We start from the raw sequence: 21063 nt of genomic DNA on the forward strand, positions 1-21063 counted from the left end.
CCGAACCCCACACAGGCCCCGCCGAGGCCGCCGCGACCGATCCGTCGGTGACGGGAGCGGAGCCGCTTGCTCGTTACTGACCCACGCTCCTAGCCCAGAACTTCCAGCGCTGGTCCTTCACCCTGCGCGCCAACCTGCTCCTCGGCCGCCCCGAAGTCGCCTGCGACCAGCGGCAGCTGGAGAGCGCCGCCGACTACGCCGATCTCCACCCGGTGATCGAAGAGCTGCCCCGCAGCTGGGACACCCTCGTCGCCAAGGGCTTCGAGGGCGGCGTCGGTCTCTCGGGCGGACAGTGGCAGAAGGTCGCCCTCGCCCGCACCCACCTGCGGCTGACCACGCCGGATGCCCACGGCCGGCTCCCCGCTCTTGTGGTGGTCGACGAGCCGACGTCCGCGATGGACCCGGAAACCGAGGTCGAGGCGTTCGAGCAGATCCGCCAGCTCACCGCCCTCGGCGTCACCGTCGTCCTCATCACCCACCGCCTCGGTGCCACCGCCAAGGCCGACCGCATCTTCGTTCTCGACCACGGCCGCCTCGTAGAACAGGGGAGCCACTACGAGCTGATGGCCCAGGAGCCGGCCACGCGCTACCGCGAGAGCTATCTCCTCCAGGCCGCCCAGTACGACCTCGGCGACCGCCTGCCCCACCAGACCACCGCCAGTGCCTGACACGCCCACTCGGTAGTCCCCGATCCGAGCCGATCCGACCAGCAGGGAGAAGCCAGTGAGCACACCGAACTCACCTGAAACGCCGCAGCCGTCCGCCGCCACCTCGTGGGACGACCTGCTCGCCCGCGGCACCGAGCACATCCAGCGTGCCTTCCACGAACTCACCGCCGCCACCAGCGACTACGCCGGACACAGCCCCGACCTCATCTGGGGCAACCTGCAGACTCCCGCGTACGCACAGGAGGTCCTGCGCATGGTCGCCCGTCTGCACCAGCTCCCCGACGACTCGCACGCCGGCGCGGCCCAACGCACCGCCCGCGCCCGCTACCTCGGGCAGGACGGCCGGACCTACCACGTCCTGCTCGGAGAACAGGCCCTCTTGACCGGCATCGGCGGCCCCGAGGTGATGCGCGACCAACTGCAGCACCTGCTGGGCGTCCTCGACGTGCCGGGCCTGCGGCTGGGGATCATCCCGGCCCGAGCCCGCCTGCACGTCTACCCCGGCGACGGCTTCGGCATCCACGACGGCACCCGCGTGGAGGTGGAGGGCTACCGCGGATGCGAGACCATCACCGACCCCAAGCGTGTCGGCCTCTTCCACCGGGCGTTCAGGCTGCTCCAGGAGTCCGCCGTCTACGGGCAGGACGCCCGCGCCCTGATCACCGAGGCTCTGCACGGCTGGTAATCCCCGCCTGGCCTTGGCCGTTGCGGGCCCCGGGCTGCCGGCCCGCTGTGTCCTGCCGTGCCACAGCACTGACATTCGCCCGAACCTGTCCAGATCGGAGTTCTTCATGCAGACCAATCCCAGTGCCGATTCTCGTACGGCCCTGGTGGGCGGCTCCACTGTCCGCATCGGCAAACTCGCCGGGCCCGCTCGCCCCAGCGAGGACCGCGTGTTCACCACCGACCGCGCCGTGATCGTCCTGGACGGCGTCTCCACCGTCACCGACGACCAGCCCCGCGGCGGCTGGTACGCCAACACCCTCGGCTCGTCCATCGCCGAACTCCTCACCCGCGATCCCGACATGGACCTGCGCCAGGTGCTCGCCACCGCAATCGACACCGTGGCCACCAGCAACGCGCTTGCCCCCGGCTCGTCCCCGGCCTCCACCGTGGCGATCGTGCGACGGCGGGCGCACCAGATCGAGGCTGCGGTCCTCGGTGACAGCCCCGTCATCGCCATCGGCCGCGACGGCACGCTGCACGAGGTGCGCGACGACAGGCTCGCCCCGCTCGTGGACGCTCAACCGCCAGCCCGCGAGTACCGCGACCTCCTGCGCGCCGGCCACGGCTTCGGCGAGCGCCACCGCCACGGGGCGTCGAAGAAGTCCTCGCCGTGCTCGAAGGTGACGCCGAACGTCCGGCCGAGGGTCAGTTCACTGGCACGCATGAGGCGGGTCCTTAACTGAGTGAAGGGCTGCGTCGGGCTGGGGAATCAGTTGACCACAGCGCGGAAGGGCTGCGATCTCGCCGGTCTTCTGCCCCTGGCCGAGCAGGAGGTGCAGGAGGAAACGGGCCTTGGGAGCTGACCCCGGCGGCCGTCCACACCGGCGGCATCCTGCGCCCGCAGACTGTCGCCCGCGACGACACCAACCCCTACGCGCGTCTGCTGGCCTCCTTCGCCGAACAGACCGGTCGGCCGCCCGCGCTTCTGAACACCAGCTTCAACCACGAGGCGGAGCCGATTGTGTGTATGCCCCGGGACGCGGTCGCCACGTTCGCCGCCGGCCCACTGGATAGGCTCGCCATCGGCCCCTTCCTGGTCAGCGAGGACGGCCTTAACTGACTGACCGCTACTAGGTGCTCACAAACGGTACGTTGTGACCAGGCCCTCGGCCAGCATCCGAATCCAGCGAACGGGACTCTCCCCGATGACCGGCACCAGCGAGGACACCAGCGCCGCCACCCGGCTGCGCGCCCAGCGCGGCCGCGCCCTGACAATCGGCGAGGACCGGCGCGCCCTGACCCTCGGCTTCTTCGGCACGAGCATCATGGAGCACCTGGAGGGCTACAACGCCCAGCTGACCGACCAGGCGAACCTCCCCGCGGTCGACTCGAAGGTGACCGTCGAGGGCTGGCACCAACGCGGCTGGGTCCACCGGGTCGCCCTCGGGCTCCGGGTCGGCTTCCCCCACGTCACCTTCGACATCCGCAACCACGGCGAAGGCGGCGCCACCAGCCGAGACATCGCCAAGATCGTCGCCGACGACCGCACCACGAATAGCGTCGACTACGACCTGGTGATCCTCGGATGCGGCATCAACGACGTCTGGCGCCGCTTTCAGGGCCGCATGGCCGAGGCGGTCGACATCGAGGAATACACCAGGCACATCAATGCGATGCTGGCGCAGCTCGGCGGGTACTCCCGTCAGGTCGTCGTGATCTCCGAGACGCCGTTCGGTGCGATCGAGGAGCCGGAGACCGTCGGGAAGATGAACGCCGAGCTGGCCCGCTACAACGAGGTCGCAGCCAAGGCTGCTGCCGACCACGGCGCGCTGTTCCTCGACGTGTGGGCGCCGTTTATCGCGACCGCCCGACAGTTGGCCTCAGCGCCCGCCGACCACGGGGTTGCCGGACTGTGGAGCGATGGCGTCCACCTGAGCGAACTCGGTGACACGGTGCTCCTGCAGCGGGCTGAGCGCTTCCTCGCCGCGCACCGGACCGTGGAGAAGCTCCTGGACTGACCACTTGCCGGCCAAGACACCCGCCACGAGTAGACCGCCGGAGAAACGAGCGGTTCCGGGGGCAGGAAGCCGGGCCGCGCTGAAATCCCGTTGCCCGGGCCGCTCTCCGGCGCTTCCATGGCCTGATGGAGATGACAACTCCCCGTGCTGTCAGCGCATTTCGCCGTGACGGCTACTGCGTCATGCCCGGCATCCTCACCACCAGGCAGATCCGCCGCTGGCGCGGGCTGCTCGCTCACCACCTCTCCCTCACGCCGCCCAGCTCCGACCACACCGGCCCGTACTTCCTGTGGCCGGCCCTCGCCGACGACGCCGATCTGCGCGCGCTCTACGAGGACAGCGGCATCAACGACATCGTCCGCCCGTTCCTGCGGGCCGACCTCGGCCTGCCCGTACCCGAGGTCGCCCAGCTGGCGTTCACGCTCCCGCCGCACCCGCACCACCCCGGTGCCCCGCACATCGACGGCCTCACCCCGACCGAAGACGACGGCCGCCCCGGCACCTTCACCGTTCTGGCCGGCCTCCCGCTGACCGATCAGAGCCAGCGCGACCGCGGCAACCTGTGGGTCTGGCCCGGAAGCCACCTGCGTACCGCCACCTGGCTGCACGAACACGGAGCAGACGCGCTGCGCGACGCCATTCCGTACCCGCCCGTCGAGCTGCCAGCCCCGCTCCAGGTCACCGGTCCAGCCGGGAGCCTGGTCCTCGTCCACTACCTGCTCGCCCACAACATTGGCGGGCACTTCGGCACCGTAGCCGACGAGCGCCGAGAGACCGTCTACTTCCGGCTGCGAGCCAGCGGCCACCGCGAGCGCTGGCGCGAGGCGGTCACCGATCCGCTACTGGAGTTCACTACGCCAGCACCAGACTCCAGCCCCGGCGCCGCCAAGGACGGCGAACGATGACGACCTCCGTGCGCACGGCCTCCCCGAATATGCCCGACGGATCGGCGGACAGCAGGCCTCGCGCACTCGGTCGTGAGTGCCTTCGCGTCCGAGCCGTGTTGGCGCGGACTGCCGAAGTTGTAGGACAGCTGCAAGCCCACCACCTCGTCCACCGTGCGGGTAACCACGCGGCCCCAGCGCGCGGTCTCGATCCGGGCGAGCGGGGAACGGCCAGCACGTCCTGGTGCCGCTCTTGTGGGTGGCGAAGGTCCCGCGGTCGACCTGGCGCTCAGATCCCAACTTGATGACCGCATTCATCCTGGCCGCCTGGCATGGGCGGCCAGGATGAGCTTTCTATGCGCACAACTTGTGTGCCTCTTCCACCCCGAGGGCCCCGTGACCCTCGGCCGCCCCTCCGTGGCCCGTGACGCCGAGTAGCGCCAGCAGGTCCGCGGTCACAACGCGGTAGGCACTGCCGAGTCGCAGGACGCGGACGGGGTACTCGCCTGCCTTCGCGAGCGCATACCCGGTGGACCGGCCGATCCTCAGCGCCCGGTTGGCCGTGTCGAGGTCGATCGCCACCGGAAGGGCGAGCAGTTCGGGCGCGCTCATGCCGTCGGAGGTGGGTGCCGTCATGATGCTCTCCTGGTCGCTAGACGTGCTGCAGTGATGCCGTCAGTTTGTATCACGGAGTTGCAGCAGCACTTTTTCTGATCGTAAAGTGCATCCATGACCCCAGAGCATTGGTCGACGACCTTCACCACCCGGGTAGCCCAGTCCATGCGCGAGGCCCGGAAGGCGGCTGGCCTCACGATGTCGGCGGTCGCGGACGGCTGCGCCGCTCGCGGCCTGCCGGAGATCACCGATCAGACGATCAAGAACCTGGAATCAGGGCGCCGGAGCACCATCACGCTCACCGACTTCGCTGTCCTCGCAGACGTGCTCGGGGTGCCACCGATCACCCTGCTGTTCCCTCTTGGTTCCGCCGAGAGCGTCGAGGTTCTGCCCGGCCAGGAGGTCTCCACCTGGGATGCGGTTGCCTGGTTCACCGGGGAGACACCGGCCGCAGATCCGGCACCGCCGGGGAGCGCTCGCGACGTGCTGGACACCTTCCGGGCGCACGCCGACCTCGCCGCCGCTGCCAGAGCATCCGCAGCACTGGCAACGGAGCGGCGCCGGGCCGCGAGCACCACACCGGCCCCGGACCGCAAGGCCGCTCTTCTGGAGCTGGCCGCTGGTTATGAGGAGTACGCGGACGCTGACCGCAAGGAGCTGGCCTCTTTCCGGAAGCGGATGCGTGAGCGGGGTCTCATCCCGCCCGTGCTCCCCGACGATCTCTCGGCCGTCGATCAGGCCGAGGACGCAGTACGCACAGAAGACAGAGAATGAAGGAAGCTACGTGAAGGAACCCATACGCAAGATCGTCCACAAGGACGGCAGCGTCCGCTACCGCCTGGTCGTTGACATCGGCGTCACCGCCGAGGGCAAGCGCAAGCAGCTCACTCGGACCTTCAAGACCAAGAAGGAGGCGATGGCCGAGCTTTCCCGCATACGTCACGAGCTCGGCATCGGCTCGTTCGTGGCCCCGAGCAAGATGACGCTGAACGACCTGCTGGACATCTGGCTCAAGAGCGCGACGCGCGACGTCGAGGAAGGAACCGCGTCCAACTACGAGAGCGCGATGGTCCCGGTGCGCGCCCACAGCGGCCACAAGGAGCTCCAGAGCCTCACCGAGGACGACATCGAGGCCCTCGTGGACTGGATGCTGACGAGCGGTCGGCGTCGCGGCGGGCGACCCGGCACCGGACTCGGGGTCAGGAGCGTGCGGCTGGCCCTGGGCCGCCTGCGCGCCGCGCTGAACCTCGCCGTACGCCGCGGCCTGGTGGTGCGCAACGTCGCCCAGCACGTCACGATCTCACGCGAGGCCAAGAAGAAGGCGGAGGCGAACAAGCCCAACAACATCCCGTGGCACGAGGCCGAGGTCAAAGCGTTCCTCGGTGCCATCAAGGGTCACCGCCTCTACGCCGCAATGATGCTGGCGCTCATCGCCGAACGCCCCGCCGAAGTCTGCGGCGCGCGCTGGGACGAGGACGTCGACCTCAATGCAAGCGGCACGATCGCCGTCCAGAACACCCGGACCATCGTCTACGACCGCACACTCGAGAAGGGGTCACGCAACAAGGTCGTCGAGAAGGACACCAAAACCGAGGCCGGAAAGCGCACTCTTCCCCTCCCTGCGCCCGCCCTTAAGGCCCTGAAGAGTTTCAAGGCGATCCAGGCGGCGGAGAAACTGGCAGCCGGAACCGCTTACAACGACACGGGATATGTTCTCGTCGACGAGCTGGGAAACCCGCTCAAGACGGACAAGCTCCGGCGCGAGGCGTACAAACTCATGGAGCACGCCGGCGTTCGAAAGGTTCGCCTCTACGACGCCCGCCACGCCACGCTCTCCTGGATGGCCAACAACGGCGTCCCGGACACCGTGGTCTCCGCCTGGGCCGGTCACTCGGACCTCAGCTTCACGAAGCGGGTCTACGTACACCCCGACCCGCAGAGCCTCAAGGCGGGCTCGGAGAAGCTCGGCGAGCTGCTCAGCTGACCATGATCATCACGGATGTGAGAAGTTGTGAGAGGCAGGCCCTCAAAACGATCAAGGGCCTCGCTCCACTTTCGTGAAACAAGGCCCTGACCTGCGACAATGGAGAGAACTCCAGTCGGGACGACAGGATTTGAACCTGCGACCCCTTGACCCCCAGTCAAGTGCGCTACCAAGCTGCGCCACGTCCCGTGGTCTCGTGCCGTGCGGCGGGGCCTGGGGGGCTCTGCCGGTTGGCTTTTCGACCTTGTCTCCGGTTGTCCCGGCGACGTGGAAAACAATACAGCACGTCGGGGGGTGCTCGCTGCCAGGTTTGGGGGCGGGGTGGTCAGGGGGTCGGGTGGCGGGCGTCGTAGGTGAGGAAGGCGGGCTGGCGGGCGGCGAGGAGGAGGACGGCAGCGACGCAGGCGAGGCCGCCGGTGATCACGGAAGTGGCGGGGTTGGTGAGGGCGGCGACGGCGCCGGACTCGAAGTCGCCGAGGCGGGGGCCGCCAGCGACGACGACGGTGAAGATGCCCTGGAGGCGGCCGCGCATCTCGTCGGGGGCGGCGACCTGCATCATCGTGTTGCGGAAGATCATGCTGACGGTGTCCGCACAGCCGGCCACCGCGAGCAACAGGAGGCCGAGCCAGAGGTTGTGGAGCGCGCCGAAGGCGGCGATGGCGAGGCCCCAGGCAGAGACGGCGGCGAGGACGGCGGCGCCTTGGCGGTGGACCCGGCTGACCCAGCCGGAGAAGAGCGCGCCGATGAGGGCGCCGACGGCGGGGGCGGCCACCAGCAGGCCGACGGTGCGGGCGTCGCCGACGTAGAAGGTGACGGCGATCGCCGGGAAGAGGGCGCGCGGCAGGCCGAAGATCATCGCGGCCAGGTCGGCGAGGAAGCTGGTGCGCAGGTTGGGCTGCTCGCGCAGGAAGCGCAGCCCGTCGAGGACGGAGGCGCGGCCCTTGCGTTCGCCGAGCGGCCGCATGGCGGGCAGGCGCCACATCGCGTAGAGGGTGCCGGTGAAGGCGACGGTGTCGACCAGGTAGGCGGCCTGGGCTCCGTAAGCGCCGATCAGGACGCCGCCGAGCATCGGGCCGGCGGTGAGGCCGAGGTTCATGCTGACGGTGGCCAGGGCGTTCGCGGCCGGGAGCTGGTGGCTGGGGACCAGCCGGGGGATCATCGCGGACCGGGCGGGTGAGCTGAGCGCGAAAAACCCGGCCTGGACGGCGACGGCTGCGTAGAGGACGGCGACCAGGCCGAGCCCGGCGATGGCCTGTGCGGCGAGGACGGCGGAGACGACGGCGAGCCCGGCCGAACCGATCAGGCCCAGCTTGCGCCGGTCGACGGTGTCGGCGATCGCGCCGCCGTAGAGGCCGAAGGCGACCAGCGGGACGAACGAGAACAGGCCCACCAGTCCGGTCGCGAAAGCGGAGCCGGTCAGGTCGTAGACCTGGACGGAGACGGCCACGGCCGTCATCTGCTGACCTATGGAGGAGACCACCTGCCCGAACCAGACCCGGCGGTAGTCGGGGTGCTCGCGCAGTGGACTGAGATCGGCGAAGGTCCGCCGGTACCAGGGAGGGGGCTCCGCCGTCAGTCCTGGGGCGGGCGGCTCATCGGCCGGCACCGGGGCTGACGGTGGGGCTGGATCGGCGGCTGAATTGGCAGGATGATTGGTCGACACAGCCCCCATGCTCCGCCCCACCCCTCACGCGCTCCGCACCGGGGCCGACACCACGGTCGACCCCGCCTCCCTGCCGGACTACCGCGTCAGCACCTGCTTCTCCCCCGCCTCGACCGCGAAGTCCAGCCGGTTGCCCGGCGGGGGGAACGGGCAGATGAAGTGGTCCGCGAAGGCGCAGGGCGGCAGGTAGGCCCGGTTGAAGTCCAGGACGGTACGGCCCTGGTCGTCCGGCGCCGGCAGGGTGATGAAGCGGAAGCGGTAGGTGTCGACGCCACTGGTGGCGTCTGCGATGACGCCGCTGAGTCGCTTGCCGGCGAGGCTGACGGTCAGCGTGCGGTGCTCCCCGGCCACCGTGAACTCGATCTTCCCGGTGACGGCCAACGGGCGGTCCTTGCCGTCCGCGTTCGGGACCACGACCGACTGCGTCGCGTCGTCGAAGGGCGTGTAGACGGCGGGTACGGCCCATTCGGGCGCGTACGGGTAGGCGGAGATCCCCGCGAAGGCGGCCCGGCCGGGCGCGGCCGGGTCGAAGACCCGCAGGGCGCGCTCGCCCTCGCGCTCGATCGGGACCAGTAGCAGGTCGCCGAGAAGGGCGGTGTCGGCGGCCGGGTCGGTGTCCGGGCGCAGCAGCACCTCGCCGTCCACCGGCCCGTCGGCGCCCGCGACGGTGATGCCGTCGGCCGCCGCGGCCCGTACCCGGACGCCCTCGACGTCGGCCCACCAGCGTCCGGGCAGGCCCGGGACCTCGGTCGGCTCGGGCTCCAGCCAGTGCGTGCCGGTGAGTGCGAGCTGGCCGTGCAGCGCGCTCACCGATGCCGCCCGCCTGTCGCTCCAGTGCTTCCAGTCCTCCATGGCCGTCGCCGTCATCGGTCAACCCTCCCGGTTCGGTCCGTGGACGGCCCGCCGTTCGAGCCGTCCGTTTCGGTCATCCTCCACAACGCTGTCCGCCCGGACGGATCATTCCCCGTTCCGGGGGAGCCGCCGATACCGCAAGGAGACCGCAAGGTCGCAAGGGACGGCGATGCGGCGGCAGTACGGCGGCAACACATGAGCAACTCAGCCCTTCAACGGCCGGAACAGGCCCTCTTGCACCACCGACACCACCAGTTGCCCGTTCCGGTCGTATATCTGCCCGCGCGCGAGGCCGCGGGCGCCGTGGGCTATCGGGGACTCCTGCTGGTAGAGCAGCCAGTCGTCGGCCCGGAACGGCTGGTGGAACCACATCGCGTGGTCGAGCGAGGCCATGTCGAAGTGCCGGGTACCCCACAGCGGCTCGACGGGGGCGCGTACGGCGTCCAGCAGCGTCATGTCGCTGGCGTAGGTGAGGGCGCAGACGTGGATCAGCGGGTCGTCCGGCAGCGGGCCGTTGGTGCGCAGCCACACGCCACTGCGCGCCTCGACACCCTCCAGCTCGTCCTTGCTCCAGCGCAGCCGGTCGACGTAGCGGATGTCGAAGGGCTGGCGGCGGCTGATGAACGGAGGCAGTTCGCCGAGCCGGGAGCCGACCTCCTCCAGCGCGCTGGGCAGTTCCTCGGGGGCGGGGACCTCCGGCATCGGGTACTGGTGCTCGATGCCGCCCTCCTCGGGTCTGTGGAAGTCGGCGGTGAGCGCGAAGATCGACCGGCCGCCCTGGATGGCGAGTACCCGGCGGGTGGTGAAGGAGCGGCCGTCGCGGATCCGGTCGACCTGGTAGACGATCGGCACGCCGGGCACCCCGGGGCGCAGGAAGTACGCGTGCAGCGAGTGGACGGGGCGCTCGCCCTCCACCGTCCGCCCCGCCGCGACCAGCGCCTGGCCGGCGACCTGGCCGCCGAAGGTGCGCTGCAGCGCCTCCTCGGGGCTGCGCCCCCGGAAGATGTTCAGCTCGATCTGCTCCAGGTCGAGCAGATCCACAAGGTCGTCGACGGGGGTACCCACGCGCACGCTCCCTCTCAGGACTTCGATTGATTCTCCAGCTCACTCGAATTCTCCGGCGACCCAGGTCATTCCCGCTCACCGGGCCCGAGCCACCAATTCACTCGAAGCAATCGATCAAGCGCACGGCTGACGCGACCCCGGAGCGGCAACGAAGCCGCAACTGAGCCGCCGAACCACCGGCCCGCCCACGAGCCGCCTACCCCACCAATCCCGACTCCCGCACCGTGATGTTGAGCCGCCCCACCAGTCCCAGCGCCGGATCCGCCGACCCCGGCACCGTCCGCACCACCCCGTGGTACGCGAACCGGCTCGGCCCGCCGAACACCAGCAGGTCCCCGCTGCGCAGCTCCAGGTCGGTCCACGGCCGGGTCCTGGTCCCGGTGTTCCCGAGCCGGAACACGCAGCTGTCGCCGAGCGACAGTGAGACCACCGGCGCGTCCGTCCGCTCGTCGCGGTCCTGGTGGAGACCCATCTTCGCACCGTACGAGTAGTGGTTGACGATCGCGATGTCCGGCTCGTACGCCGCCGCGCCCGCGATCTCCGCGACCCGCTCCCCGTACGCGTCCGCCACCGCCCGCCGGGCCAGGTCCGCGAGCAACGGCGGGAACGCTTTGACCGGCGCGCCGTCCTCGGCGACCCGCGCGTACCCGTACGGATACCAGTGCCAGCCGAGACTGACCATCCGAACCGACATCACCCCGCCCGTCGGCATCCGCACGGTGTGCAGCCCGGCCGGCGGACGCGCCCACTCCCGGCAGGCGGCGATCAGGCGCAGCTGCTCGTCGAGGCCCAGCCAGCCGGGCAGCAGAACGGCCCCGGGCGCGGGCTCCGAACGCTCCCGGGCGGCGGAGCCCCCGGGCAGGTCACCGAACAGCTCGCCCTGGATCACCCCACCATCCTCCCGCACCACCCGGACGCCACCACCCGGCCCCCCGGCCACCCGTACAGCGCCCCACCCGGACAGTGACCCATCCGGACAGTGACCCCCCGACGGACGCCTTGCCGGTGTCCGCCTGCCAGTCGCCACCGCTCTCGCACTCGGCGAGCCCGTCCCACACCAGATCGGCGACCCGCACCGCCGCACCCGGCCGTGCGCCACCGGAGACGAACGCCATCACCACCGCCACGGCGACCCCCACCCGGACCCCCGCCCCAACCCCGGCACGGTCAATACGCTCGTCACACGAATCCGGCATGGCAGCCGACCCTAGGACGGCCCCCACCCCACCGGCCCCGACACGCCGGAAACACCGACGGCCGCTCCCCCGCACAGCGGAGAAGCGGCCGTCACACCCCGAGCGGCAGAGCCCCAAACGACCCAGGTCGCCAAGGAGCCCGAGGGGTTAAGAACCTCAGATGCTCAGGGTCTGACCCGGGAGGATCAGGTCGGGGTTGCCACCGATGACCTTGGCGTTGTTCTTGTACAGGTCGTGCCAGTCCAGGCCCTGCGCGGCGGCGATGGCGCTCAGGGTGTCACCGGACTTGACGGTGTAGCTGCCCTTGGCCGGCTTGGCGTCGTTGGAGCCGGTCCAGGACTTGGCGGCGTCCTTCTTGGGCGCAGCGTCGGCCTTGGGGGCGGCGGCCTTCGGCGCGGCCTCCGCCTTGGGAGCGGCGGCCTTGGGGGCGGCGGCCTTCGGCGCCGGGGTCTGCGCCGGCTTGGCGGCGGCGGCACCCGCCGAGGTGTCGACGGCGGCCGGGGCGCCGCCCTTGGTCAGACCCGCCTTGACGGAGCACACCGGCCAGGCGCCCGGGCCCTGCGAGGCGAGGACCTTCTCGGCGACGGCGATCTGCTGCGCCTTGGTGGCCTGGTTGGCCTGCGCGGCGTAGGCGGTGCCGCCGTAGGCGGCCCAGGTGCTGGAGGTGAACTGCAGACCGCCGTAGAAACCGTTGCCGGTGTTGATGGCCCAGTTGCCGCCGCTCTCGCACTGGGCGACAGCGTCCCAGGTGGAGACCGGGGCGGCGGAGGCCGAGGTGGCCGTGACGAGGCCGGCCACCGGCAGGGCCGCGACAGCGGCGCCCGCCACGACAGCCATCCGCACGCGGTTGCGCTTGGTGGCGGTGGAGGTGGTGGCAGCGGCGTTCTCGTTACGGAAAGTCATGGGGTTCCTCTCGACAGCCCCGGGCGGGCATGCGGAACCAGGCCCTGAAAAGGGCCGCGATTGCTTGCCGCGTCCGTCGGACGGCCGTGCACGTGTCGGACGTGCCGCTGCCGCCCTGGCCACCCAGCCGCTCACCGGCGACCTGTTCGAGCGATCGCGTCGGTGGGCACCTGCCTGCCCGGCGGGAACCGGGGGGCTATGCGTCGGGGGTGAACCCGGGTGGCGCTCGTTGCGCCGCCCAAGAAGCTACGAGCCGATCGGCGGGGAAACCAAAACTCGACCGGTCTGCCCAGCTCAGCGATGGGTTACCGGCGGTAATAGTCACACATTCTTGACCGAAATATCCGATTTGACCATTGATTCCTAGATCAACCACCGAGGTGGCGTGACCCACCTCACGGATTCATTCCGGCAGTCCTGCCACCGACATCGACAGATTGCGACCAGGAGGACACGCGGCGCGGTCGGATCCGGGGCAATTCCCGTCAGCCTCGTCAGGCACCCGTGACGCCTGACACAAGGGCCCGTTGGGCATGGCGACCTCCCCGTGTCCGCCCCCGCACCCCATCCGCACCCATCCGAGGAGACCCTGTGCCGCGCATGCTCGACGTCAGCGACGAGGTCCGGTCCGAGATCGGCGACGACGAGGCCGACCGCCTGCTCGGCGGCGACCGCGCCCCGGACAGCTACGAATGCACCTCCTGCCGCACCCCTGGCGACACCCATGCGGACCCCACCAGCACCGTGCTGTTCGTCGGCGATGAGACGGCAGTCCTCGCCTTCGCCCACGCCCGCTGCGTCCCCTCCCAGGTGGTCCCGGTCTCCGAGGAGCAGCTGGCCGGCGCCGTCCGCAGCATCAGCCAGACCCAGCCCGCCGCCGCCCCGACCCCCACCCCCACCGTCCCCGCCCCGGCCGCTCCGGTCGGACCGGCCGGTTCCCCGACCCAGCCGACCGCCCCCGGCCAGGCCGCCATCCTCGGCATCACCTGCGGGCTCGTCCTGCACGGCAAGGTGGGCCACGCCTCGCTGGTGGTCGAGCCCACCGGCCCGGTGGGCCGCCCCGGCAGCACCTCCGGCGAGGACGAGTTCCTCGACCTCCTCCAGGACGCCGGCTTCCAGCGGGTCAGCGACCTCGACGAGACCCCGGACCAGCTGCCCGGCTGGTCGGTCCTGGTCGCCATGGGCAAGCTGCACGCGATCCTGCAGCCCGCCGCGGCCGGCGGCAGCACCGGCTGGTGGCAGGCCCACCAGCCGCTCCAGGTGACCGACGCCTGGCGGATGGCGGCCAGCCAGCTGTCCGAGGTGACCATGTACGCCGTCCCGGCCGGCATGGTCGGTCGCCAGCCCCGCGAGGACCTGCTGCGCCAGGCACTGGAGCGAGCGGTGGCGCTGGGCCAGGTGGTCGCCGCCTCCCTCCCGCTCGCCGGCACCTGATCGGCCGCTCCGGCGCGCCGGACGGTGGCCGCTGCCGACCCTTGGCAGCGGCCACCGTCCGGAGCCCGGCCCGTAGCTGCCGCCCCTGGTGCGGCCCTCCACCCGCCCGCCCCCACCGACCGCCCCGTACGCCGAACGCCCCCGCATCCCCACCGTCTCTCACTCGTTGGCCCCTACGTGTACAGCTACGACGTCTCCGCGTCCGCCAGCCGGTCCGCCACCGCTCCCCGCTCGATCCCGGGCATGCGCCCGTCGTACGACGCGGAGCACCCGCACTCGACGACCCCGATCTACGACGAGCTGTACTCCGAGTACCGCCGGCTGTTCCGTGCCCTGCCGGGCGACCGCACGGGCGAGGAGGACCTGAAGTTCACCGGCTTCGCGGTCCGCGACGGCTACCCGCTGCTCGGCGAGCAGCGCGCGTACCCGCCCCAGCAGCAGCAGTCCTTCCACACCTACGGGGGCCAGCCGCCCGGCCTCTCCCAGTTCATGCCGTCCCAGCAGCAACACCCCCACCCGGGGAACAACCAGGAGCCCATCGCCCCCACCAGCGACGGCCTCGGCCAGGCCGCGCCGCCGGGCGCCCAGTTCACCAACGGCCAGGGCTGGGTCGCGGCCGGCTACCTCGGCCCGGTCGCGCACGCCGTGCCCGCGCCGCCCCCGGCCCCGTCTCCGACGCTCGGTACGGCCGCCGACCTCGCCGCCGCCCCGTCCACCGGCGGCCGCCACCGCCAGATGCTCTCCCTCCCCCCTGGCCGCGCCGGCGAACACCACTGACACCCGGAAAACCGAAAGGGCCCCGCCACCACGGTGACGGAGCCCCACGGCCCTACGGCAACGACGGTCTACGTCGCGCTACTACTTCTTCTTGCGCTTCTCCCGCACCCGCACCGAGATCGAGATCGGCGTCCCCACGAAGCCGAACTCCTCACGCAGCCGGCGCTCGATGAAACGCCGGTAGCCCGCCTCCAGGAAGCCCGAGGCGAACAGCACGAACCGCGGCGGACGGATGCCCGCCTGGGTGCCGAACAGGATGCGCGGCTGCTTGCCGCCCCGGATCGGGTGCGGGTGGGCGGCCACCAGCTCGCCGAGGAAGGCGTTCAGGCGCGCGGTCGGGACGCGGGTCTCCCAGCCCTCCAGCGCGGTCTCGATCGCCGGGACGAGCTTCTCCATGTGCCGGCCGGTCTTGGCCGAGACGTTGACGCGCGGTGCCCACTGCACCTGGACGAGGTCGCGCTCGATCTCGCGCTCCAGGTAGTAGCGGCGCTCCTCGTCGAGCTGGTCCCACTTGTTGTAGGCGATGACGACGGCGCGCCCGGCCTCGACGGCCATCGAGATGATCCGGGTGTCCTGCTCGGCGAGGGTCTCGCTGGCGTCGATCAGGACGACCGCGACCTCGGCCTTCTCCAGCGCGGCGGCGGTGCGCAGCGAGGCGTAGAAGTCGGCGCCGGCGGTCAGGTGGACCCGGCGGCGGATACCGGCGGTGTCCACGAACTTCCAGGTCTTGCCGCCGAGCTCGATCATCTCGTCGACCGGGTCACGGGTGGTGCCGGCCAGCTCGTTGACGACGACGCGCTCCTCGCCGGCGACCTTGTTCAGCAGGCTGGACTTACCGACGTTGGGCCGGCCGATGAGCGCGATCCGGCGCGGACCGCCGGGGGCGGCGTCGCCGAAGGTCTGCGGCGGGGCCTCGGGCAGCGCGTCCATGACGGCGTCCAGCAGGTCGCCGGAACCGCGGCCGTGGAGGGCCGACACGGGGTAGGGCTCGCCGAGGCCCAGCGACCACAGGTAGGCGGCCTCGGCCTCGGTGGACGGGCCGTCGACCTTGTTGGCGCACAGGACGGTCGGCTTGCCCGCCCGGCGGATGATCTTGATCAGGGCCTCGTCGGTGTCGGTGGCGCCGACGGTGGCGTCCACGACGAACAGCACCGCGTCGGCCTGCTCGATGCCCAGCTCGGCCTGCGCGGCCACCATGGCGTCGATGCCGAGGACGTCGATCTCCCAGCCGCCGGTGTCGACCACCTTGAAGCGGCGGCCGTTCCAGCTGGCCTCGTAGGTGACCCGGTCGCGGGTGACGCCCGGCTTGTCCTCGACGACGGCCTCGCGGCGGCCGATGATGCGGTTCACCAGGGTCGACTTGCCGACGTTCGGGCGGCCCACGACGGCCAGCACCGGCAGCCGGACGTGCTCGGCGCCGTCCACGCCGTCGAAGCCGTCGAGGTCGAAGCCTTCCTCGGCGGCGAGGGCCATGAACTCGGCGTACTCGGCGGCGTCCAGCTCACCGTGCCCGGTGGCGGAGTGCTCTGCGGTCATGTTCGTCTGTTCCGTTTCCCGGCCCGGCCCTTCCCAGGGGCGTGCCGTGCGTACCTGCCCCGCTCGGGGCAGCGCGATGGTTTCCTCCGCGGCACCTCGACGGCCCGCGGTTCATTCAGTGGTCAGATCGTCACAGCGGTCAGATCGTCACAGTGGTCGGATCGCCGTTCAGTGGTCAGCCGGTGGTCGGCTCGACCACTGGTCAGACCGACGACAGCCCGGCCCGCTCCTCCACCAGCGCGGTGATCCTGTCGATCACCTGCTCCAGGGTGAGCTCGCTGGTGTCCACCAGCACCGCGTCGGCGGTCTGGGTCAGCGGGGCCGTCTCGCGCGAGGAGTCGGCGGCGTCGCGGCGGGCGAGGTCGGCGGCCATCGCGGTGATGGTCGCCTCGTCCACGCCCTTGGCGCGCAGCTCGGCCGCCCGGCGCTCGGCCCGGGCCCGCTCGGAAGCGGTCAGGAAGACCTTGACGGTGGCGTCCGGGAACACCACGGTCCCCATGTCCCGGCCCTCGGCGACGATGCCGCGCTCGGCGGCCTCGGCGCAGCCGCGCTGCAGCTCCACCAGCCGGGCCCGCACCGCCGGCACCGCGGCCACGGCGCTGACCTGCGCCGTCACCTCGGGGCCCCGAATCGGGCCGGAGGCGTCCTGGCCGTCCACCGTGATGGTGGGGCCGTCGGCGTCGGTCCCCGACACGATCACCGGCTTGCCGCAGGCCACGGCCACCGCCTCCGCGTCGTTGACGTCGACGTCGTTGGCCAGCATCCACCAGGTCATCGCCCGGTACATGGCGCCGGTGTCCAGGAAGCTCAGGCCCAGCCGGGCGGCGACCGCCCGCGAGACGGTCGACTTGCCGGAGCCGGAGGGTCCGTCGATGGCGACGACGACCGGGGCGTGCGCTCGGTCGGCAGTGTCCACGGGGGCGAACCTCTCTCTGAGCATGGAAGCCGACGCCTGCGCAGGCGGACGGCCGGGGATTTGTCTCCCTCAAGGTTAATGGACCGCCGCCACCCCCCGATCCCCCGCGATCACCACCCCGGTCCCAGCCCCGTCGCCGACTCCCGTCGCCGACTTCCGTGGCCCCCCGGGCAGCCCCTTCGCCGACTCACTTCCCCCCGACAACCGTCAGTCGCGAACTCTCCACCCACCCGCCCGCAGCGCCGCCGCGAGCCGCTTGACCGCCGTCGGCGCCACCGACAGCTGGACGAAGCCGACCTGCTTCCCGTCCGAGTGCTCGATGACCACGTCCTCGATGTTGACCCCGGCCTCGCCGACCTCCCCGAACAGCCGGCCCAGCTCGCCCGGCTGGTCGCCGAGCACCACCGCGACCGTCTCGTACCGGGTGGGCGGCGCGCCGTGCTTGCCGGGGATGCGGGCCTGCCCGGAGTTGCCGCGCCGCATGACCGCCTCGATGCCCTGGGCACCGGCCCGGCGCTCGCCCTCCTCGACCGCCGCCAGTGCGCGCAGCGCGGTGACGGTCTCGCCGAGGTCCGAGGCGACCTCCTCCAGCACGTCCGCGACCGCGCCGGCGTTGGCGGACAGGATGTCGACCCACATCGCGGGGTTGGAGGCGGCGATCCGGGTCACGTCGCGCACGCCCTGGCCGGAGAGCCTTATCGCCGTCTCGTCGGCGTGCTCCAGCCGGGCCGCGACCAGCGAGGACACCAGCTGCGGGGCGTGCGAGACCAGGGCGACGGCCCGGTCGTGCTGGGCCGCGTCCATCACGATCGGCATCGCACCGCAGAGCGCGACCAGCTCCAGCGCGGCGTTGAGCGTGTCGGTGTCGGTGTCGGCGCTCGGGGTGAGCACCCAGGGTCGGCCCTCGAACAGGTCGGCGCGGGCGGCCAGCGGCCCGGAGCGCTCGCGGCCGGCCATCGGGTGACTGCCGATGTAGTGGACCGTGTCGCAACCGAGCGCCGCCACCTCACTGCCCGGACCGGCCTTCACGCTGGCCACGTCGGTGTACCAGTGCGCGAGGTTGCGTCGCTGACAGTCGGCCAGCACCTTGCCGACCAGCGCGGGCGGGACGGCGATGATCGCCAGGTCCACCGGGCCCTCGGCCGGTTCGGTGGTGCCCGCGCCGAGCGACTCGGCGGTGCGGGCGGCGTCCGGGTCGGCGTCCTCTAGGTGGACGGTCAGCCCGCGCGCGGCCAGGGCCAGGGCGGCGGAGGTGCCGATGAGTCCGGTGCCGACGACGACGGCAGTGCGCATGGCGGGTGGCTCTCCTCGATCAACGGTTCTCGACTCGACGGTTCGACGATGCTCCGACGATTCTCGCCAGGTGCCGGGACCGGCCGGGAGCACCCGCGCCCATCCTCCCACCCGCCGGCCCACGAACCGCCCCGACCCCGACCCCCGCCCCACCGACACCGACACCGACACCGACACCGACACCAGCGACGGCAACCACACCGCCCCCGCCCCCGTCCCACACAGTGCACACGCCGCGCCCCGGGAAATCCGGCGACGCCCACCCCGAACCGGGGCAGACTGGCCGCCCGGAGGACGACGCGGCAGGACGGCGCGAGGCGACGCGGCAGGACGGACGCGAACGAAGGGGTTGCGCATGGACGATCAGCACAGCAGTCACACCGGGCAGTCGAAACCGCCCGCCGTACCGGCCCACCCGTCGGTGCTGGACTCCGTCGTGGTGTACGCCGAGGGCGCGGTGTGCCGCCGCCGGGCCACCGTCCCGGTCCCGCCCGACGGACGGCTGCGGCTGACCGGCCTGCCCGACTCTCTGGACGGCAACTCGCTGCGCGCCCGGGTACTCTCCGGACCGGCCGGCGCGGTGGTCACCGAGGCCCGCCTCGAACAGCTCGCCGAGCTCCGCGAGTCGGACGAACTCCCCGCCCTGCGGCGCGAGTTGGACGAGGCCATGGAGCGCCAGAGCTCGCTGAACGAGCGCCACCGACTGGTCCAGGCCGCGATCGCCGAGACCGCCGCGCTGCGCGCCGTCCCGCCGCAGCGCCGCCACGACGAGCCGCTGCGCCGCGCCCCCGCCGAGGCGTGGCTGGAGCTCGCCGACTTCGTCGACGAGCGGCTGGCCCGGCTCCAGGAGCGTGCCGAGCAGCTTACCCAGGAGATCGAACTCGCCGACCACGAGCGCCAGTTGGCCGCCGACCGACTGGAGCGGACGTCCACCGCCGACCGGACCGAGCCGGTCGGTACCACCGCCACCGTCCTGCTCACCCTGCACACCGGGCACCCGACCGAGCACACCGAAGACCGAACCGACACCCGACAGCCCGACCTGGCCCCAGAGCTGGACCTGGCCCTGGAACTGGAGCTGGAGTACGGCGTCCCCACCGCCCGCTGGGTACCCGCCTACCGCCTCTCCTACCGCACCGGCTCCGATGCCGGCCGCCTCGTCCTGCGCGCCGCCGTCGCCCAGTACACCGGCGAGGACTGGACCGGCGTCCGGCTCGCCCTGTCCACCGCCGACCTCGACCGCCGCACCGACCTGCCCAAACTCAGCTCGCTGCGGATCGGCCGCAGCCAGCCCGCCCCGCCGCCCTCCGGCTGGCGCGAGCCCCCGGCCGGCCTGTCCGACCTCTTCACCGGCTACGACGCTGCCGACGCTACCCGCCCCGCCGCCAAGCGCGACGTCCCGCTCCCGCTGTCGGCCCCCATGCCGGCCAAGGCCGCCCGGGTGGCCGGCCGCCCCGGCGGCGCCCGTCCCACCGGCCCCCGCCCCGAGTTCCTCGCGGACGAAGCACCGCCCGCCGGCCAGTACGGCGGCGGCTCGCTGAGCGTCCAGGAGCCGGCCCAGGAGCCCGCCCGGTCGATGCCCGCGCCCCCACCGCCCGGCTTCGCCGGCTACGGCGCCCCGCCCGCGCTCTCCGCCCCCGCGCCAGCCCCCGCCGCACCGCTGCCGCAGGCCCCGGGCGGCGCCCCGCCGGAGGAGGCCCGCCGGAGCCGCCTTCGCCGACGCGCCACCCCGCCGCCGAGCACCGGCTTCACCCCCGACAACACCCTGCTCGACTACCCCGACCTCGTCCTGGCCGGCCCCGACGCCCCCGCCGACCGGCGCGGCACCCTGCGTCCGAACCCCGCGCGGGTCGAGCGCGAGGAGCTGCGGCAGTTCCTCCCCGGCGGCCGCGAGGGCGGCCGTGTCCGCGACCTCGCCCTCCCCCGCCACGCCGTCCCGCCCCGCAAGTCGGCCGGCTCCTTCGACCACCGCTTCGACGCGGTCGCCCCCGCCGACATCCCGTCCGACGGCACCTGGCACACCGTCACGGTGGACGAGATCCCGCTCTCCGTCCGCCCGGAGTACGTCACCGTCCCGGCCGTCGAGGAGAAGGTGTACGCGACCCTGGTGCTCGCCAACCGCACCGACCGCGCGGTACTGGCCGGCCCGGTCGAGGTCACCGTGGACGAGGAGTTCCTGCTCACCGCCGCCCTGCCCACCCTCGCCCCCGGCGGCACACGGCGCCTGGGCATCGGTGTCACCGAGAGCATCGAGGTGGCGCGCCGCACCGAGCTGCGCGAGTCCGCCACGGGCATGCTGAAGGGCAACAGCACCGTGCTCGACCACCGGGTGCACGTCCAGCTGGCGAACCGGCTCGGCCGCGCCGTCACCGTGGAGGTCCGCGAGCGCGTGCCGGTCACCTCCGACGCCGAGATCCGGATCGAGGAGCGTGCCGACTGGCACGCCCCGACCGTCCCGACGCCGGAGTGCCCGCCCAGCACCCGGCTCTGGCGGGTCGACCTGCCGCCGGGCGGACGCATCGAGCTGGACGGCGGCTACCAGATCAAGATCCCGGCCGGAAAGGCCATCGTCGGCGGAAACCGGAGGAACTGA

The 21063-nt window shown here is 71.9% G+C and carries 20 protein-coding genes and 1 tRNA gene; 11 read left to right on the plus strand and 10 right to left on the minus strand.

What is annotated here, in order from left to right; all coding sequences use genetic code 11:
* Positions 1 to 212 precede the first annotated feature (212 nt).
* The 6 genes from ACWC9T_RS31095 (at position 213) to ACWC9T_RS31120 (ending at position 4257) form a co-directional block, all read left to right on the plus strand.
* The gene (locus ACWC9T_RS31095; protein WP_449824384.1) at positions 213 to 668 is read left to right on the plus strand and encodes a hypothetical protein; all 456 of its coding nucleotides are present in this window, start codon (positions 213 to 215) and stop codon (positions 666 to 668) included.
* A 55-nt stretch (positions 669 to 723) separates the two neighbouring features.
* Positions 724 to 1353 (plus strand): DUF5753 domain-containing protein, encoded by a 630-nt coding sequence (locus ACWC9T_RS31100; protein ID WP_449824385.1) that lies wholly within the window; start codon positions 724 to 726, stop codon positions 1351 to 1353.
* Positions 1354 to 1459: 106 nt separating this feature from the next.
* Positions 1460 to 2077 carry a hypothetical protein gene (locus tag ACWC9T_RS31105; protein WP_449808001.1) on the plus strand — a complete coding sequence of 206 codons (618 nt, stop codon included), beginning with the start codon at positions 1460 to 1462 and terminating at the stop codon, positions 2075 to 2077.
* A gap of 116 nt (positions 2078 to 2193) precedes the next feature.
* Positions 2194 to 2454 carry a carbamoyltransferase C-terminal domain-containing protein gene (locus ACWC9T_RS31110; protein ID WP_449824410.1) on the plus strand — a complete coding sequence of 87 codons (261 nt, stop codon included), beginning with the start codon at positions 2194 to 2196 and terminating at the stop codon, positions 2452 to 2454.
* 85 nt (positions 2455 to 2539) lie between these two features.
* Complete coding sequence (locus ACWC9T_RS31115; protein WP_449824386.1) at positions 2540 to 3352, plus strand: SGNH/GDSL hydrolase family protein; 813 nt, start codon at positions 2540 to 2542, stop codon at positions 3350 to 3352.
* Positions 3353 to 3483: 131 nt separating this feature from the next.
* Positions 3484 to 4257: a phytanoyl-CoA dioxygenase family protein gene (locus tag ACWC9T_RS31120; RefSeq protein ID WP_449824387.1), complete on the plus strand. Its 774-nt coding sequence runs from the start codon at positions 3484 to 3486 to the stop codon at positions 4255 to 4257.
* Between the two features lie 333 nt (positions 4258 to 4590).
* On the opposite strand, the gene ACWC9T_RS31125 is transcribed toward ACWC9T_RS31120, so the two are convergent.
* Positions 4591 to 4872, minus strand: a complete 282-nt coding sequence (locus ACWC9T_RS31125) for a hypothetical protein (RefSeq protein ID WP_449824388.1) — start codon at positions 4870 to 4872, stop codon at positions 4591 to 4593.
* 93 nt (positions 4873 to 4965) lie between these two features.
* Here ACWC9T_RS31125 and ACWC9T_RS31130 point away from each other — a divergent pair, with 93 nt between their 5' ends.
* Positions 4966 to 5625, plus strand: coding sequence for a helix-turn-helix domain-containing protein (locus ACWC9T_RS31130; RefSeq protein WP_449824389.1), 660 nt, complete (start codon positions 4966 to 4968; stop codon positions 5623 to 5625).
* A 10-nt stretch (positions 5626 to 5635) separates the two neighbouring features.
* Positions 5636 to 6835 (plus strand): tyrosine-type recombinase/integrase, encoded by a 1200-nt coding sequence (locus ACWC9T_RS31135; RefSeq protein ID WP_449824390.1) that lies wholly within the window; start codon positions 5636 to 5638, stop codon positions 6833 to 6835.
* Between the two features lie 115 nt (positions 6836 to 6950).
* Here the strand turns inward: ACWC9T_RS31135 and ACWC9T_RS31140 are convergent.
* From ACWC9T_RS31140 to ACWC9T_RS31165, 6 genes are all read right to left on the minus strand, one after another.
* A tRNA-Pro gene (locus tag ACWC9T_RS31140) sits at positions 6951 to 7024 on the minus strand.
* Between the two features lie 136 nt (positions 7025 to 7160).
* Entirely contained in the window at positions 7161 to 8441 is a 1281-nt protein-coding gene (locus tag ACWC9T_RS31145) for an MFS transporter (RefSeq protein WP_449824391.1), read from the minus strand.
* A 135-nt stretch (positions 8442 to 8576) separates the two neighbouring features.
* Complete coding sequence (locus tag ACWC9T_RS31150) at positions 8577 to 9365, minus strand: DUF1684 domain-containing protein (protein ID WP_449824392.1); 789 nt, start codon at positions 9363 to 9365, stop codon at positions 8577 to 8579.
* 189 nt (positions 9366 to 9554) lie between these two features.
* Positions 9555 to 10415 carry an acyl-CoA thioesterase II gene (gene tesB, locus ACWC9T_RS31155; RefSeq protein ID WP_449824393.1) on the minus strand — a complete coding sequence of 287 codons (861 nt, stop codon included), beginning with the start codon at positions 10413 to 10415 and terminating at the stop codon, positions 9555 to 9557.
* Between the two features lie 196 nt (positions 10416 to 10611).
* Positions 10612 to 11301 (minus strand): alpha-ketoglutarate-dependent dioxygenase AlkB family protein, encoded by a 690-nt coding sequence (locus tag ACWC9T_RS31160; RefSeq protein ID WP_449824411.1) that lies wholly within the window; start codon positions 11299 to 11301, stop codon positions 10612 to 10614.
* Positions 11302 to 11767: 466 nt separating this feature from the next.
* Positions 11768 to 12514, minus strand: coding sequence for a transglycosylase family protein (locus ACWC9T_RS31165; protein WP_449824394.1), 747 nt, complete (start codon positions 12512 to 12514; stop codon positions 11768 to 11770).
* A 591-nt stretch (positions 12515 to 13105) separates the two neighbouring features.
* On the opposite strand from ACWC9T_RS31165, the gene ACWC9T_RS31170 reads away from it, so the two are divergent.
* Positions 13106 to 13948 carry a hypothetical protein gene (locus ACWC9T_RS31170; protein WP_449824395.1) on the plus strand — a complete coding sequence of 281 codons (843 nt, stop codon included), beginning with the start codon at positions 13106 to 13108 and terminating at the stop codon, positions 13946 to 13948.
* A gap of 177 nt (positions 13949 to 14125) precedes the next feature.
* A complete protein-coding gene (locus ACWC9T_RS31175; protein WP_449824396.1) occupies positions 14126 to 14725 on the plus strand; it encodes a hypothetical protein in 600 nt (199 codons plus the stop codon).
* Positions 14726 to 14806: 81 nt separating this feature from the next.
* Here ACWC9T_RS31175 and der read toward each other — a convergent pair whose 3' ends face one another.
* The 3 genes from der to ACWC9T_RS31190 form a co-directional block, all read right to left on the minus strand.
* Positions 14807 to 16261 (minus strand): ribosome biogenesis GTPase Der, encoded by a 1455-nt coding sequence (der, locus tag ACWC9T_RS31180; RefSeq protein ID WP_449824397.1) that lies wholly within the window; start codon positions 16259 to 16261, stop codon positions 14807 to 14809.
* A 202-nt stretch (positions 16262 to 16463) separates the two neighbouring features.
* Positions 16464 to 17177: a (d)CMP kinase gene (gene cmk, locus ACWC9T_RS31185; RefSeq protein WP_449824398.1), complete on the minus strand. Its 714-nt coding sequence runs from the start codon at positions 17175 to 17177 to the stop codon at positions 16464 to 16466.
* 207 nt (positions 17178 to 17384) lie between these two features.
* Entirely contained in the window at positions 17385 to 18470 is a 1086-nt protein-coding gene (locus ACWC9T_RS31190) for a prephenate dehydrogenase (protein WP_449824399.1), read from the minus strand.
* A 355-nt stretch (positions 18471 to 18825) separates the two neighbouring features.
* Here ACWC9T_RS31190 and ACWC9T_RS31195 point away from each other — a divergent pair, with 355 nt between their 5' ends.
* Complete coding sequence (locus ACWC9T_RS31195; RefSeq protein WP_449824400.1) at positions 18826 to 21063, plus strand: DUF4139 domain-containing protein; 2238 nt, start codon at positions 18826 to 18828, stop codon at positions 21061 to 21063.

Source organism: Kitasatospora sp. NPDC001159, from assembly GCF_053598235.1.

Bases quoted from the DNA above. Each gene is read 5' to 3' on its own strand.
- ACWC9T_RS31105 (WP_449808001.1), top strand. From the start codon at position 1,460: ATGCAGACCAATCCCAGTGCCGATTCTCGTACGGCCCTGGTGGGCGGC.
- ACWC9T_RS31115 (WP_449824386.1), top strand. From the start codon at position 2,540: ATGACCGGCACCAGCGAGGACACCAGCGCCGCCACCCGGCTGCGCGCC.
- ACWC9T_RS31120 (WP_449824387.1), top strand. From the start codon at position 3,484: ATGACAACTCCCCGTGCTGTCAGCGCATTTCGCCGTGACGGCTACTGC.
- ACWC9T_RS31125 (WP_449824388.1), bottom strand. From the start codon at position 4,872: ATGACGGCACCCACCTCCGACGGCATGAGCGCGCCCGAACTGCTCGCC.
- ACWC9T_RS31130 (WP_449824389.1), top strand. From the start codon at position 4,966: ATGACCCCAGAGCATTGGTCGACGACCTTCACCACCCGGGTAGCCCAG.
- ACWC9T_RS31150 (WP_449824392.1), bottom strand. From the start codon at position 9,365: ATGACGGCGACGGCCATGGAGGACTGGAAGCACTGGAGCGACAGGCGG.
- ACWC9T_RS31165 (WP_449824394.1), bottom strand. From the start codon at position 12,514: ATGACTTTCCGTAACGAGAACGCCGCTGCCACCACCTCCACCGCCACC.
- der (WP_449824397.1), bottom strand. From the start codon at position 16,261: ATGACCGCAGAGCACTCCGCCACCGGGCACGGTGAGCTGGACGCCGCC.
- ACWC9T_RS31190 (WP_449824399.1), bottom strand. From the start codon at position 18,470: ATGCGCACTGCCGTCGTCGTCGGCACCGGACTCATCGGCACCTCCGCC.
- ACWC9T_RS31195 (WP_449824400.1), top strand. From the start codon at position 18,826: ATGGACGATCAGCACAGCAGTCACACCGGGCAGTCGAAACCGCCCGCC.